Raw genomic sequence first — 13666 nt, forward strand, 5'->3', positions numbered from 1 at the left:
AAGTGAACATGAGGCCATAGCGTGGCGTCATGAAGATTCGCGATGTACAGATCACCGCCACCGACGTAGTCTCGGCCGCACGTTTCTATGCCGAAACCCTGGAATTGCCGGTACAACTCGACGGGAACCGCGCCACGGTCCGCATCGGGAGCAGCACCCTGACGATGGTTCCGGGTAGGGCATATCACGGCGCGCATCACATCGCCTTCACAATCCCTGCGGGGAGCCTGCCTGCCGCCAAGGAGTGGCTCTCGGCACGGGTCCCCTTACAGACCGACAACCAATGGCATGACGAATTCGACTGCGCGCCCCATTGGCAGGCCCGCAGCATCTACTTCGCCGGCCCCGACAACGCCGTCCTCGAACTCATCGAACGCAACATCCTCGACAACCGCATCGATCGTCCATTCGGCGTCGGCGATATCCGTTCACTCAGCGAGGTCGGCTTCGGGGTATCCGATGTGCTGGAGACTCAGCGGCTTCTGCGCGACACACTGGGTCTGCTGCCGTTCGGTGAACCCGCGCCGGGCTTCGGCCCGGTGGGCGATCATGACGGCCTGTTCATCCTGGTGCCCTCCGATGTCACGTGGCGCCCCGAGAATCGGCTCCCACCTGCCGCCGCGCCCACCGTGGTGACCGCAGATGTACCCACCCCGCTGGAGATCGGCGAGCACTACCTGATTCAACCGCTAGGAGCGTGAATCGCGCCAGGCCAGCGGGGCATCGAGTACCGAGAGGTCGTAATCGTTGTCGGCGTCGATGCCCACGGTGAACAGCCTTGCACCCACCTCGGCATAGGCGTCGGCCTCCGCGGCCGTCAACCCGCGTGCGGGGTCCAGCCCCCAGCTGGTCGAGCGTTCGATTTCATTGTGGTCACGTCCGATTCGTTCGGCCTCGGCGATCAGGATGTCGTTCTTTCGCCGGTAGGTGTCCACATCGGCGAACGCGTGCCAGATGTGGGCGTGCCGGGCCACCAGTGGAATGGTGCGCTTCTCTCCCCCACCACCTATCAAGATCGGGATGGGACGCACGGGCGACGGCAGCAACTGACCCAACCGGTTCTCGATGCGTTCCAGACTCTCCTCGAACAGATCGAATCGAGAACCCGCCGTACCGAACTCATATCCGTAGGTGGTGTAGTCCCTTTCGTACCAGCCGGCGCCGACCCCGAGAATCAGCCGACCGTCGCTGATGTGATCGACGGTGCGGGCCATATCGGCCAGCAGATCGGGATTGCGGTAGCCCACTCCCGTCACGAGCAGCCCTATCTCCGCCCGCGAGGTGACCTCGGCCCATGACCCCAGGGCGGTCCAGCCCTCGAAGTTGTTGACGTCGGGCTGTACCTCGTCGAGCACCACTCCCTCGCTGCTGAGGGTTCCTGCGGGCCAATGGAAGTGGTCATAGCCGAAGATGACGTCCACTCCCTTGTCTTCGGCGCGCAGCACGGCGTCGCGCCACTGTTTGTAGTTCTGCGCCTTTGCGGGCCGCAGCTGAATTCCGATGCGTATGCGTCCGGTCACATCGCAGTGCAATTAATCGATCGCCGCCGGTATTCCCCGCCGCTTACGCTGCCGCCATGGAACGCGTGAACATTTCGTCAGGCGGCGAATGGGAAGCAGCCGTCGGCTACTCGCGTGCGGTGCGGGTCGGCCCGCACGTCGCCGTCGCCGGCACCACGGCGGCACGTCAGGGCCAAGCGCCCGTCGGCGGTGACGACATCGCCGAACAGACCCGCGAGGCGCTGCGCCGAATCGAGTCGGCACTTAGCCAAGCGGGCGCCACCCTGGGCGATGTCATACGCACCCGCATCTTCGTCACCGATATCGGGCGGTGGCGTGAGGTCGGTTTGGCCCACGGCGAGTTTTTCGGCGATATCTGCCCGGCAGCCACCATGGTCGAGGTGTCGGCGCTCATCGATCCAGCGCTGCTGGTCGAGATCGAGGCCGATGCCATCACATTAAATTGGTCAGACCACTAGACCTCTTACCAATCGCGGTGCTACCGTGACGGCATGGCACTGCAGCCGATCGCCCGGCAGTCGATACCCGATGAGATATTCAGCCAGCTCGCGGCGCAGGTCCTCACCGGTGACCGCACCCCGGGTGACACGTTGCCCAGCGAGCGCGCCCTCGCCGAAGCCCTCGGAGTGTCTCGCACAGCGGTCCGCGAAGCGCTGGGCCGACTGGAGCGCTCGGGCCTGATTCACATCCGCCAGGGCGGGTCCACGGTGATCCGGGATTACCGCAGCGACGCCGGCTTCGACGTGCTACCACTACTGCTCGCCTACGGCGGAGATGTGGATCGCCGCACACTCGCGAGCGTCATCGAGGCCCGGGCCATCATCGGCCCCCAGGTGGCACGCTTGGCCGCACAACGATCTCACCAGAATCCCGGCGTCGCAGATCAGCTGCGCACAATGACCGCCGACCTGGAAGCGGAAAACGATCCGCTACAACGAATGTGGCAAGCACTCGGGTTCTGGGAGCTAGTCATCGATACCGCCGACTCGATTGCTTTCCGGCTGGTGTTCAACACCATGCGCGACTCTTATGTGCGGGCGCTGGATGTGCTCGTCAACGTGATGGCCGCCGAAGTCGGCGACATCGGCCACTACCGCGCGCTCGCCGATGCCATCGCCACACAAAATCCAGACGCCGCGCAAGAGGCCGCCGTTGCAATGCTTGCCTTGGGCACCAAGGCCTTTGACGAACTCCTGGAGGAACTCATGGACGAATCGGAGAACCAGAAATGACCCGTGCCGCACGTAAGTCGATGACTCTGCGCGATGCCCTTGTCGAATTCGTCAAGCACCCCACCCCCTGGATGCTTGTCGTATGGTCCGCCGCTCTACTCGGTGCGCGACTCGCCGTCGGTGACTGGACAATCGCCGATGCCATCACACCCGTTGTGCTGGTAGCGATCTCGCCTATCGCCGAGTGGCTCATCCACGTAGGAATCCTGCACTGGCGCCCGCGCTCGGTGGGGCCGGTGAAAATCGACTCGCGGCTCGCCCGTGATCACCGCCTGCATCATCAGGATCCGCGGGACATCCCGCTGGTGTTCATCCCCTGGCCAAGTCTGGTCGTGGTGATCATCGGATTGACCCTGGCCGCACTCTTTGCGTTCCCGCGCACGGGACTTGGGCTCACCTTCGCACTCACAGTGGCGTTGTTCCTGGTGTTCTACGAGTGGACGCACTACCTCGTCCATACCGACTACAAACCCCGCCACGCGATCTATCGCGCGGTCTGGCGAAACCACCGGTACCACCACTTCAAGAATGAGAACTACTGGTTTACCGTCACCAGCTCGGGAACCGCAGACCGCCTACTCGGAACCTATCCGGATCCACAACAGGTGCAATCTTCACCGACGGTGCGAAACCTGCACGCGTCCAGCATTACTGGCTAGCTCCCGGCATCCGGCCCGTAACTGGCGCCCGAGTATCCGGTCTGTTGATGATCCGGGGCATCAGGGTCGTTTCGCGGCCGACTACCCGAATTGGTCACCACCAGGAATCCCAGCCCGACGACCAGCAGCGCTGCCACCGTCACTATGACGATGACAGCGGTCATCATGCCTCAGCCCGCTCCGGCCGTAATGCGAAGTAACGCAGCTTCTTTCCAAATGCGATCTGAAGCTCCCGCCGACCACCACGACGCACTAGGGCGATCCGGCGAAGCCCCTCGGCGACCTCGCGGTCCATCATCCAGTCGCGCAGACGCGGCAGTTCGTAGCTGTATGTGCGGAACTCTTTGGCGTCACACAGCACGCAGCACCGCATGGAGTGCAGGCGCGCGTACTGCTCGAATTCGTACTCCCAGTTGGGCAGTTCAGCAAGCCACGGCACCGCGTTGGCGACGTCGAAACGCCGCTTACTCCGCAGCTGCACACCGGCGGTCAGCGCCGTGTACTCGTCGAAACCCGACGGGGCATTACCGGCAAGCAGGTCCGACAGCACCGACAGTTGACGACGCCGCAAGACCTCGCGGTTGTCAAGCATGAACAACACCGGCCTTGATCGCCTGGCGGACCACCGAAAGGTCGGCGCTCACGCTGGCTTCGTCGATCGATCCATCGCGTTCGATCAGCACGCCCAGGCCGCGGCCCGAGGTGAGCACCACGAACTCGGTGAGCAGATCGGCCACCGGATCGATGATCGTGTCGGAGTGGGTATCCCAGTACAGATCGCCCTCGAACCGGCCACCGGCGATGTGCACGTACGCGACACGCTCGATCGGGAAACGGCGCAGCATCGCGATGGGATCAGTGCCCGAGGCCACCGCCGTCGCATACAGGTTGGGCACGTCGAGCACCAGCCAACAGCCGGTGCGCCGGGATAGTTCCCGCAGGTAGTCGGGCTCGCTCAGCTCGTTCTCGGGCCACTGCAAGGTGGTCGCCACATTCTCCAGCGCCAACGGCACACCGAGGTCGTCTTGCACTCGGGAAACGTTGTCCACCAACACATCCAAAGCCAATGTGGTGCGCGGCGGAGCCACCAGGTGCCCCGCCTCTAGGACGCCGTGCTGGCCTCCACTTTCGAAGCCTGCCCGCACGAACGCGACATGCTCGCTGACCATCGGAGCATTGAGCTCCGCGGCGAGGGCGGCCAGGTGCTTGACGCGCTTGGCGTCTGGCAGATCGGCTCCGGCAAGACCCAATGACACGCCGTGCGGCACGACGACGGTGCCCGCCTCACGAAGGCGCGTCAGTTCGACGGGCAGCGCTCCGGGGCGAAAGTTCTCGGCGACGATCTCGGTGAAGGCGAGGCTCAGGGCGTCGTCGGTGACGGCCCCCTGGTTGAACATCGCAGCAAGCTCTGGACGCCACGAGGCGCCAACCGCGGGCTCATCGGCCAGCACGGTCTTAAGCGGGTGATTTGAAGAGGCCACCGCGGTTACCCCCTTATCTCAAGACCGACGAACTACGCCAGTCTAGCTACCACGTTGATAGCTTAGGAAGTGCTTAGGTGCCAGCGGCTCAAAAAAGCCATCCGATCCCGGCCGGAAGTTCGCCACGGAAGTAACTGCGGCGATCGGCAGCGGTCCGTATAGATGAGGGAACAGCATCGATTCGGGGTCGCTCGGCACGCCCGGTTCCCAACGTACCGGAGAGTCCAGCAGATTCAGGGCAACAGACAATACGACCAGATCACACCTTCCGCGATACAAGCGGTTGGCCGGAAGGTGAACCTGGTACGGCTCGGAAAGATGAACAAATCCCGTTTCGGCCAGTGACGTGGGGCGATGCTCCCCCTGTTCACCCGCCAACGCCCACTCCTCGACGGAACAGATGTGAACGAGTTCGGGTTCACCCGGCGGCATCGACTGCATCACACCAGCCTGCCTCAACGCTGTAACGCCCTCGACGTGAGCCGCGACACACCGGACACACGCGGGGAACAACCGAAACCCCCCAAACGTCTGACAAAGTACATACATAGGCGCCGAGCGGTTCACCGGACCGCAAAGCTCAGGAGAGATACGGAGGAGCCATGAACGCAACTCTGACCAGTCCAGAGCTGACGAAGGCTGACCGCTGCGATCGTTGCGGTGCGGCTGCTCGAGTCCGCGCCACACTCCCGTCGGGAGCGCAGCTGCTCTTTTGCCAGCACCACGCCAATGAGCACTCCGAGAAGCTGAGTGCGATGTCGGCTGTGCTGTACATCAGCGGTCCGGACGAGGATTAGTCACCGCGGTTTCACCCCCGGTAAGTACTGCTGACCATCCCATCAGGAATGCTGGTGTGGCCATGAGTGATAAGCCACGCCATTTCTCGTTCGGTCGAGACGTCTTGCACGTAATGCGCCGCACGGCCGTAAAGAGTTGGGACGACTCGATTTTCGCGCAGTCGGCGCAGGCCGCCTTCTGGCAGGTGTTGTCACTACCGCCGCTTCTTTTGGGGATCCTGGGGAGTCTGACGTTCGTCGGGCCGCTGTTCGGACCGGACACGCTGCCCGAGATCCAGGAGCGAATCCTGCGGGTGGCCAACAGTGTTTTCAGCAAGAGCGTGGTCACCGAGATCATCGAGCCCACCATCGTCGACATCATGCGCGACGGGCGCGGCGAGGTGGTCTCCATCGGATTCGTCATCTCACTGTGGGCAGGGTCCTCGGCGATATCTAGCTTTGTGGACTCCGTGGTGGAGGCGCACGACCAGACACCCCTGCGCCATCCCGTGCGCCAGCGGTTCTTTGCGCTGGGCCTGTACGTCGCCGCGCTGGCGATGGCGGTGGTGACCTTGCCGGTGATCGCCCTCGGACCCAAACGGATCGCCGAGGTGGTACCCGACTCGTGGAATGCGGTGCTGCGTTACGGCTACTTCCCGCTCTTCGGCATCGCACTGGTGGCCCTGGTGACGCTGCTGTACCGGGTATCCCTACCGCGGCCTCTTCCTTCGCACCGGCTGTGGATCGGTGCGCTGCTGGCGGTGACGTTCTTCGTGATCGCCAGCCTGGGGCTGCGGTTCTACCTGAACTGGATCACCCGCACCGGATACACCTACGGCGCGCTGGCGACCCCCATCGCGTTCTTGCTGTTCGCGTTCATGCTGGGATTCGCGATCGTACTGGGCGCCGAGCTGAATGCCGCGATCGAGGAGAACTGGCCGGCCGGGGCCACCCACGCCCGGCAGCTGCGGGAATGGCTGAGCCCCCAAAACGGCGGCAACACCGCCCCGAGCAGCCCCGACGAGGCGGCTCCGGAGAAAGCCCCTGAAGGCTGCTAGTCCTTCTTCATCATTTCGTAGATGCGCTTGCAGTCGGGGCACACCGGTGAGCCGGGTTTGGCCGACTTGGTGACCGGAAAAACCTCACCGCACAGGGCGACCACATGGTTTCCCATGACCGCGCTCTCCACGATCTTGTCCTTCTTGACGTAGTGAAAGACCTTCGGCCTGTCACTGTCGGTGCTCTCGTCGACGGTGGTGTCCGGACGCTCGAGCGTCTGCGTGTCCATCCCTACATTGTGACATCCTGGAGATATGAGAAAAGAGCTGTCGTTCGATGACGACGGCCACCCTGTACTCATCACAGCGGCCGCGGTCTCGGTCGAAGAACAACACCGCGCCCGGGTACGCCGCTATTTGACGCTGATGGCGTTCCGGATCCCGGCACTACTGGGCGCCGCCTGGGCCTACAGCGTGTGGCACAACGGATGGATCTCGCTGGCGATCTTGGCGGCATCGATCCCACTGCCCTGGATGGCGGTGCTCATCGCCAACGACCGTCCGGCCCGCAAGGCCGAGGAACCGCGGCGATACGGGCCCCAGGAACATCGGCACTCGCTGTTTCCCACGGCGGAACGCCGAGCGATTGATCCCGCGCCTCCGCCGCAACCGCGCACCCCTCCGGAAGGCTCCGCTGGCCCGTCTTAGGGACAGCTATGTCAATTCTCAGGACATTCTCAGCTGCTAACTCGAAATCCGCAGGTCAGTGACGGCGCCATTTGGGAACCTCAGGAACTTTCTGGGCCACCCGGGCGTTGCAACTCATGAGACCTACGGATCAACTAGGAGGCAGCGATGGCAAACGCCACGACCCGTCCGGCCCGTACTACTGAGTCCGACGATCTGGACACCCAAAGTCCAGCCGCCGACCTCGTGCGGGTGTATTTGAACGGCATCGGCAAGACTGCTCTGCTCACGGCGGAGGACGAAGTCGAGCTGGCAAAACGGATCGAGGCGGGGCTGTACGCCCAGCACCTTCTGGACACCAAGAAACGCCTCGGCGAGGCCCGCAAGAAGGATCTGGCAGCCATCGTGCGGGAAGGTAGCGCCGCGCGCAGCCACCTGCTGGAGGCCAACCTGCGGCTGGTGGTGTCGCTGGCCAAGCGCTACACCGGACGCGGAATGCCGCTGCTGGACCTCATCCAGGAGGGCAACCTGGGCTTGATCCGCGCTATGGAGAAGTTCGACTACGCCAAGGGGTTCAAGTTCTCGACCTACGCCACCTGGTGGATCCGTCAGGCCATCACCCGCGGCATGGCCGATCAGAGCCGCACCATCCGCCTGCCAGTGCACCTGGTGGAGCAGGTGAACAAGCTGGCTCGCATCAAGCGTGAGCTGCACCAGCGGCTTGGCCGCGAGGCCAGCGACGAGGAACTGGCCGAGGAGTCCGGCATTCCCGTGGAGAAGATCGGGGATCTGCTGGACCACAGCCGGGATCCGGTAAGCCTGGACATGCCGGTTGGTACCGACGAAGAAGCGCCGCTTGGCGACTTTATCGAGGACACCGAGGCCATGTCGGCGGAGAACGCCGTCATCGCCGAGCTACTGCACTCGGACGTGCGCAGCGTGCTGGCCACTCTCGACGAGCGTGAGCAGCAGGTCATCCGGCTTCGGTACGGACTCGATGACGGACAGGCCCGCACACTCGACCAGATCGGCAAGCTGTTCGGACTGTCTCGCGAGCGGGTGCGTCAGATCGAGCGTGAAGTCATGACGAAGCTGCGCCACGGCGACCGCGCAGAACGCCTGCGTTCGTACGCGAGCTAGTTGACCTACTACCCTGCCCTCGGGGCGCTGCGTTCTGGAAGCGCAGCGCCCCGATTTGCGTTGTAGATCGGTAGACTAAGCACGACCGTAAGGGGCGAGTGGTGAACGATCTTGTCGATACGACAGAAATGTATCTGCGAACGATCTACGACCTCGAAGAAGAGGGCGTGGTGCCGCTGCGTGCCCGCATTGCCGAAAGGCTCGAGCAGAGCGGCCCGACCGTGAGCCAGACGGTGGCGCGGATGGAACGCGACGGCCTGCTGAACGTCGCCGGCGACCGCCACTTGGAACTCACCGACAAGGGCCGCGCACTGGCGGTCTCGGTGATGCGCAAGCACCGGCTGGCCGAGTGCCTGCTGGTCGACATCATCGGGCTGCCCTGGGAAGACGTGCACGCCGAGGCTTGCCGTTGGGAACATGTGATGAGCGAGGATGTCGAGCGCCGACTGCTCACCGTGCTCAACAACCCGACCACTTCCCCGTTCGGTAACCCCATTCCCGGTCTCTCCGAGCTGGGTGTCGCCCCTGACCGGTCCGAGAATGCGAGCGCCGTGCGGCTCACCGAGATTGCCGGGGGCTCACAGGTTGCCGTGGTGGTGCGCCGCCTGGCCGAACACGTGCAGGCCGATACCGATCTGCTGACGCGCCTTAAGGACGCTGGCATCGTGCCGAATGCGCGCGTCACCGTGGAGTCCTCCTCCGAGGGCGTCATCATCGTCATTCCCGGCCATGAAAGTGTCGAGCTGCCGCATGAGATGGCGCACGCCGTCATGGTGGAGAAGGTCTAGCTCACAGGTCGGACTTGCCTGGGCGGCAGGCTGATTCCCAGCTCGTGAGCCAGCCGGAAGCCGGTATCGGCCAGCGCACGAATCTCATCGGGGCGCATACCGGAGTGCAGCGCCGACATCAGGAGCTGTCCCAGACGATGGTCCGGCCGGGCCGTCAGCGCGGCATCCAGCGCGACACCAGCCAGTGGACCGTCGCCGCGCACATAGGCACTAAATCCCAACAACACCAACGCTTCCGCACGCCAGGGGTCCGGGAGCAATCGACTCAGCGCCAGCCACAACCGTTCCACATCGTCGGACAGCACACCGACAGCCAAGGCACACAGCGTGTCTCGAACCCGCACGACCGTCAGGGAGCGAGCTATCGCCAGCAGCTCACGGTTGGACAGTGAGCGGAGTTCCGCTGTTTGGCACGCCGCCCGCATCACTCGATTGACGGCACGCCGGTCCACCACGGCCCCGTCGCCCTGTCCCTGAGACGGCCGCCGCAAGGAAACCGCCAGCGCGCAGGTGCGCGCGGTGTCGGTGGGCGCGATCAGCGCCACGAGATCCTCCCTGCGGCGATGCACGGTCCTGCCGGCCAGTACCGCCGCCGCGGTCAGCGGCGAGCATTCCGGATCGTCGACGGGCCCGCCTGCGCCGCATCCGTCATAGCACCGCCACCAGCCCTGGGGCCCGACACGGTCTACCGTATGGCCGGCGATTAACGAAATACCCTGACGTTCCAAATGTTTCGCTAGTCGCCGGATGATGTCACCGGCCTCGTGCTCGTCCATGTCCGCGCTGATGACCACTGCGATCACCGCATCGGCTGGCCCCGGGCCCAATACCTCTGCTAACACCTCGAATGCCGCGTAGTCGGTGCCGTCCAGGTCGTGCAGATCCCTACGCAGTATCGCTTCGATGAGCCCACCGGCGAGTGTGACCACGACAAGGGAATCTTCCGGAATGAACCCCAACATCGCCGGTAACGCGGCGATCAGTGCAGAGGGCCGATTCAATCGAAAGTCGGGACGACCGAGTGGTCCGGGAATCAGTGATGTCATGTCCGCACCGTGACAGCCAGGACCGTCAATGCCGCCACGGCGACCTCACGTTGTGACAGCGCCGCCGGGAACCTGTGGATGCCGCCGCGATTGTGGACAACGTACCCAGGGCCACCGCCGAAAACAGGGCCGTCATTGCCGATCGGGTAGCATCAAGGCGTCGGTAATCTTGCCGACCCTCAGGGCAGACCACTCGCTGGATGTTGGGCTTACCGCCTCACCTCGATCCCGTCGCCTCCTCTGAGACTTCTCAGAGGATTCCATGTCGTCACTCACAAGCGGTACCCCCTTTCTCGGTGCCTCCGAACGCAGCGAAGGCATCCTTCCCGCGGCTCCCTTCCCAATGCCTGTTGGCTCCACCGCGATCGTCTACTGCGAGGGACAATTCGGTGAGCAGGACGGCAAGACCGCCAACGGCCTAGTGCGGCACTCGGAGAAGTACGAGATCCTCAGTGTCATCGACAGCCTCCGGGCCGGAGTCGATGCCGGAAAACTCCTCGACGGCACGGCGAACGGTATCCCGGTGCTGGCATCGCTGGCCGAGTCCGTCGCTCACGCAGGCCGCGTACCCGACTACCTGATCTGTGGGCTGGCGCCTGCCGACGGCCTACTGTCGAACGAGCAGCGGCTCGTACTGCTAGACGGCATCGCCCGCGGGATGCACATCATCAACGGCCTGCACGAGTTCCTCAACGACGATGCCGAATTCGTAGCAGCAGCTGTGATCGCCCGAGTCACCATCACCGATGTACGCCAACCGAAGTCCAAGCGCGACCTACACCTGTTCTCCGGCCGGATCTTCGACATCACCTGCCCAAGAATCGCGATCCTGGGTACGGACGGGGCGATCGGGAAACGCACCACCGCCACCTTGCTGGTCCAAGCATTGAATGCACGCGGCATCAGGGCGGTCATGGTCGGCACCGGTCAGACCACCCTGATCCAGGGCGGGAAGTACGGCGTGGCGCTGGACGCGCTGGTCCCCCAGTTCTGCTCGGGTGAAGTCGAGCACCAGGTCGTCGCCGCGTCCGAGGGTGAAGACCCTGACGTGATCGTGGTCGAGGGCCAGGGCGCGCTGAGCCACCCCGCGTACATCACGTCGGCCCACATCCTGCGGGGCAGCCGCCCGGCCGGCGTGATCGTGCAGCACGCACCAAAACGTAAGGTGCTCGGCGACTTCCCCATGGTGCCGATGCCGACCGCAGCCAGCGAGATCGCACTGATCGAGGCGTTCGCCGATACTCGCGTCATCGGGGTCACGATCAACCACGAGGAAATGACCGGCGACGAGCTGAACGATGCGATCTCCGAGCATCATTCGGAGCTCGGCCTCCCGGTTACCGACCCGCTGACACGCCCCGCTTCGGAGCTGGTCGAGATGGTGCTGTCGGCTTTCCCTGTCCTCGCTGGGAAAGCCAACGCGACCACCCCAGTGTGACACTTCGGCTCGAGACCGATCTCGACAAGGTCGAGCAGAACACGCGGATCCTGGTTGATCGGCTTACCGGGGTGGGCATCCGGGTCACCGGCATCACCAAGGCAGTGTTGGGCTCGCCGGGTGTCGGTGCGGCGATGCTGCGCGGCGGCGCCCGCGGACTCGGTGACTCACGGATACCGAACCTCGCTCGGCTGGCCGGCCTCGACTGCCTACCGCTACGCACGTTGATCCGCTCACCCATGCTCAGCCAAGTGGCACAGATCGTTGACATCGCCGATGTCAGTCTGAACACCGAGGCCGTCGTCCTGGCTGCGCTCGATAAGGCCGCGTCCCAACAGAACCGGGTACATGCCGTCGTGCTCATGGTTGAACTGGGCGACCTGCGTGAGGGCATCGCGCTGGACGACGCCCCCGAAGCTGCGCGGGCCGTTCTTGGCCACTCCTCGTTGCGGCTCGCCGGGCTCGGTGCCAACCTCGCTTGTCAGAGCGGCGTCGTGCCCGACGACCGGAACATGGGCATCCTTACGGAGCTCGCGAACCACATCGAGGCACTGCACGGGATCTCGCTCGAGGTTGTCTCAGGCGGCAACTCTGCGAACCTGAACTGGGCGCTGCACACACACGACGTCGGCCGGATCGACGAACTCCGGCTCGGTGAAGCCATTCTTCTCGGCGTCGACCCGCTGTACCGAACACCGATCCCCGGCCTGCACACGAATGCCTTCACCTTGAGTGCAGAAGTCATCGAGGTCGCGATGAAACCCGCTCAACCCTGGGGGCATCGTGCTCAGGCGGCATTCGGCGAAGCACCGGCCCGCACCGGCAGTGCGACTGTGCGCCAGGCAATCCTGGCCCTCGGCCGCCAGGACGTGGACCCGGATGGCCTGCAGCCACCCGAGGGCATCATGGTCCTCGGGATGAGCAGCGACCATCTGGTGGTCGACCTCGGTGATCACCAGGCGGTTGTCGGAGACGAGATCGCCTTCGGTATCGGCTACGGCACGCTCGTGCGGGCGATGACATCGCCCTTCGTCGCCAAGATCGAGCATCTGGGCCGTTCCATCGCACCCCACGGGATACGGTCACTCCGGTAGCCGGATGTCAGTGGAAGCTGTCGTGCACCTTGAGTACAGCCGCGGTGAAGGCCTGATCCAGGAGCACCGCATCGGGCTCGGTGCCCTGAAAAGTCATGTAGGTGGCCTGGATTCGAACATCGGCAATCTGCGCGATGAGCGACAGGGTGGTTTGTGTGCCGTTGCCTGCCCCGGACGGCGACACCGTTTGGTTGACCGCCACCGAATCATCGGCGTTGATGGGCGGAGCCACGGCCTGAGAGGCCGTCACCGTGCTCGTGACCTGGTCCGGGTCGGTGAAGGTATACGAAGTACAGCGTTCCAGTTGGGTCTTGTAGGTGGCAAGCGGTTGCGGCACGCGAAGTACCGCCACCGTGATGGTCGAATTGTCGGACTCGTTGGTGCCCACCGCCACCGCCGCGTCCTGCGGCACTGCGGGAACGGGTTCCGGTGTGCATGTGGTGGGGGCGACGGTAGCCGCATCGGGCACGCCCCGGATGTCGCGCAGCGCCAGACCGGCGGCACCAGGATCCAGCGTGGTGGCTGGATATTGATGCGGGAAGTCCGTCGGCGCCAGCAGGAGGGCCCCCACCGGGCCTGCCGGTGCCCGCAGTGGTGCGGTGGTGGTGGTCAACGGGGACGATGCGCCAGCGGATGACTCCATGGGCGTTCCGTCGATTGCCCGCGTGCATGCGGGCGATGTCGCGGCGCAGCATCCAGCCACGACCATCGTCGCTACCAGCCGCGATGCCGTCACGGTCACATGCTGCCATCGGCACGGCCCGGGCCCCCGGAGGCGCGCGCGAGATTCGGTAGGGACAACTGTTC

General features: G+C 64.2%; 19 protein-coding genes. 11 read left to right on the plus strand and 8 right to left on the minus strand.

Annotated elements, in window-relative coordinates:
- Positions 1-29 precede the first annotated feature (29 nt).
- Positions 30-701, plus strand: a complete 672-nt coding sequence (locus BB28_RS14845) for a VOC family protein (protein ID WP_046254055.1) — start codon at positions 30-32, stop codon at positions 699-701.
- Here BB28_RS14845 and BB28_RS14850 read toward each other — a convergent pair.
- Complete coding sequence (locus BB28_RS14850; protein ID WP_046254056.1) at positions 690-1520, minus strand: LLM class F420-dependent oxidoreductase; 831 nt, start codon at positions 1518-1520, stop codon at positions 690-692. The genes BB28_RS14845 and BB28_RS14850 overlap by 12 nt on opposite strands.
- A gap of 56 nt (positions 1521-1576) precedes the next feature.
- On the opposite strand from BB28_RS14850, the gene BB28_RS14855 reads away from it, so the two are divergent.
- Genes BB28_RS14855 through BB28_RS14865 form a run of 3 tightly spaced genes read left to right on the plus strand, consistent with a single transcriptional unit; the run spans position 1577 to position 3411 of the window.
- Positions 1577-1978, plus strand: a complete 402-nt coding sequence (locus tag BB28_RS14855; protein ID WP_046254057.1) for a RidA family protein — start codon at positions 1577-1579, stop codon at positions 1976-1978.
- A gap of 33 nt (positions 1979-2011) precedes the next feature.
- On the plus strand, positions 2012-2752 hold the full coding sequence (locus tag BB28_RS14860; protein WP_046254058.1) for a FadR/GntR family transcriptional regulator: 741 nt from the start codon (positions 2012-2014) through the stop codon (positions 2750-2752).
- A complete protein-coding gene (locus tag BB28_RS14865; protein ID WP_046254059.1) occupies positions 2749-3411 on the plus strand; it encodes a sterol desaturase family protein in 663 nt (220 codons plus the stop codon). Before BB28_RS14860 ends, BB28_RS14865 begins: the two co-directional genes overlap by 4 nt.
- On the opposite strand, the gene BB28_RS25090 is transcribed toward BB28_RS14865, so the two are convergent.
- From BB28_RS25090 to BB28_RS14880, 4 genes are read right to left on the minus strand one after another with little or no spacing between them, the layout of a single operon-like run.
- Positions 3408-3578 carry a hypothetical protein gene (locus BB28_RS25090; RefSeq protein WP_157889440.1) on the minus strand — a complete coding sequence of 57 codons (171 nt, stop codon included), beginning with the start codon at positions 3576-3578 and terminating at the stop codon, positions 3408-3410. The genes BB28_RS14865 and BB28_RS25090 overlap by 4 nt on opposite strands.
- The gene (locus BB28_RS14870) at positions 3575-4003 is read right to left on the minus strand and encodes an SCO6045 C-terminal-like domain-containing protein (protein WP_030093797.1); all 429 of its coding nucleotides are present in this window, start codon (positions 4001-4003) and stop codon (positions 3575-3577) included. The genes BB28_RS25090 and BB28_RS14870 overlap by 4 nt, the downstream gene beginning before the upstream one ends.
- Entirely contained in the window at positions 3996-4892 is an 897-nt protein-coding gene (locus tag BB28_RS14875) for a multinuclear nonheme iron-dependent oxidase (RefSeq protein WP_046254061.1), read from the minus strand. The genes BB28_RS14870 and BB28_RS14875 overlap by 8 nt, the downstream gene beginning before the upstream one ends.
- 42 nt (positions 4893-4934) lie before the next feature.
- Positions 4935-5324 (minus strand): DUF952 domain-containing protein, encoded by a 390-nt coding sequence (locus BB28_RS14880; RefSeq protein WP_419894526.1) that lies wholly within the window; start codon positions 5322-5324, stop codon positions 4935-4937.
- A gap of 170 nt (positions 5325-5494) precedes the next feature.
- Here BB28_RS14880 and BB28_RS14885 point away from each other — a divergent pair, with 170 nt between their 5' ends.
- Together BB28_RS14885 and BB28_RS14890 are read left to right on the plus strand one after the other, a co-directional pair.
- Complete coding sequence (locus BB28_RS14885; RefSeq protein ID WP_030093800.1) at positions 5495-5689, plus strand: DUF7455 domain-containing protein; 195 nt, start codon at positions 5495-5497, stop codon at positions 5687-5689.
- Between the two features lie 62 nt (positions 5690-5751).
- Positions 5752-6726, plus strand: a complete 975-nt coding sequence (locus tag BB28_RS14890; protein ID WP_046254063.1) for a YihY/virulence factor BrkB family protein — start codon at positions 5752-5754, stop codon at positions 6724-6726.
- Here the strand turns inward: BB28_RS14890 and BB28_RS14895 are convergent.
- On the minus strand, positions 6723-6956 hold the full coding sequence (locus tag BB28_RS14895) for a DUF3039 domain-containing protein (RefSeq protein ID WP_030093802.1): 234 nt from the start codon (positions 6954-6956) through the stop codon (positions 6723-6725). The two genes, BB28_RS14890 and BB28_RS14895, sit on opposite strands and share 4 nt — an antisense overlap.
- Before the next feature lie 25 nt (positions 6957-6981).
- Here BB28_RS14895 and BB28_RS14900 point away from each other — a divergent pair, with 25 nt between their 5' ends.
- The 3 genes from BB28_RS14900 (at position 6982) to BB28_RS14910 (ending at position 9281) form a co-directional block, all read left to right on the plus strand.
- Entirely contained in the window at positions 6982-7374 is a 393-nt protein-coding gene (locus tag BB28_RS14900) for a DUF3099 domain-containing protein (protein WP_030093803.1), read from the plus strand.
- Positions 7375-7521: 147 nt separating this feature from the next.
- Complete coding sequence (locus tag BB28_RS14905; RefSeq protein ID WP_046254064.1) at positions 7522-8493, plus strand: sigma-70 family RNA polymerase sigma factor; 972 nt, start codon at positions 7522-7524, stop codon at positions 8491-8493.
- 101 nt (positions 8494-8594) lie between these two features.
- A complete protein-coding gene (locus BB28_RS14910) occupies positions 8595-9281 on the plus strand; it encodes an iron-dependent transcriptional repressor DtxR (RefSeq protein WP_030093805.1) in 687 nt (228 codons plus the stop codon).
- Here the strand turns inward: BB28_RS14910 and BB28_RS14915 are convergent.
- Complete coding sequence (locus BB28_RS14915) at positions 9278-10327, minus strand: DUF4192 domain-containing protein (RefSeq protein ID WP_046254065.1); 1050 nt, start codon at positions 10325-10327, stop codon at positions 9278-9280. The genes BB28_RS14910 and BB28_RS14915 overlap by 4 nt on opposite strands.
- Positions 10328-10589: 262 nt before the next feature.
- Here BB28_RS14915 and BB28_RS14920 point away from each other — a divergent pair, with 262 nt between their 5' ends.
- Positions 10590-11765 carry an N-acetyltransferase DgcN family protein gene (locus tag BB28_RS14920; RefSeq protein WP_191985235.1) on the plus strand — a complete coding sequence of 392 codons (1176 nt, stop codon included), beginning with the start codon at positions 10590-10592 and terminating at the stop codon, positions 11763-11765.
- Positions 11762-12859, plus strand: a complete 1098-nt coding sequence (locus BB28_RS14925; RefSeq protein ID WP_046254067.1) for an alanine/ornithine racemase family PLP-dependent enzyme — start codon at positions 11762-11764, stop codon at positions 12857-12859. Before BB28_RS14920 ends, BB28_RS14925 begins: the two co-directional genes overlap by 4 nt.
- Positions 12860-12866: 7 nt before the next feature.
- Here BB28_RS14925 and BB28_RS14930 read toward each other — a convergent pair whose 3' ends face one another.
- Complete coding sequence (locus BB28_RS14930) at positions 12867-13601, minus strand: hypothetical protein (RefSeq protein WP_052740245.1); 735 nt, start codon at positions 13599-13601, stop codon at positions 12867-12869.
- Positions 13602-13666: the final 65 nt, after the last annotated feature.

It is taken from the genome of Mycobacteroides chelonae CCUG 47445 (genome assembly GCF_001632805.1).
Classification (GTDB): Bacteria; Actinomycetota; Actinomycetes; order Mycobacteriales; family Mycobacteriaceae; genus Mycobacterium; species Mycobacterium chelonae.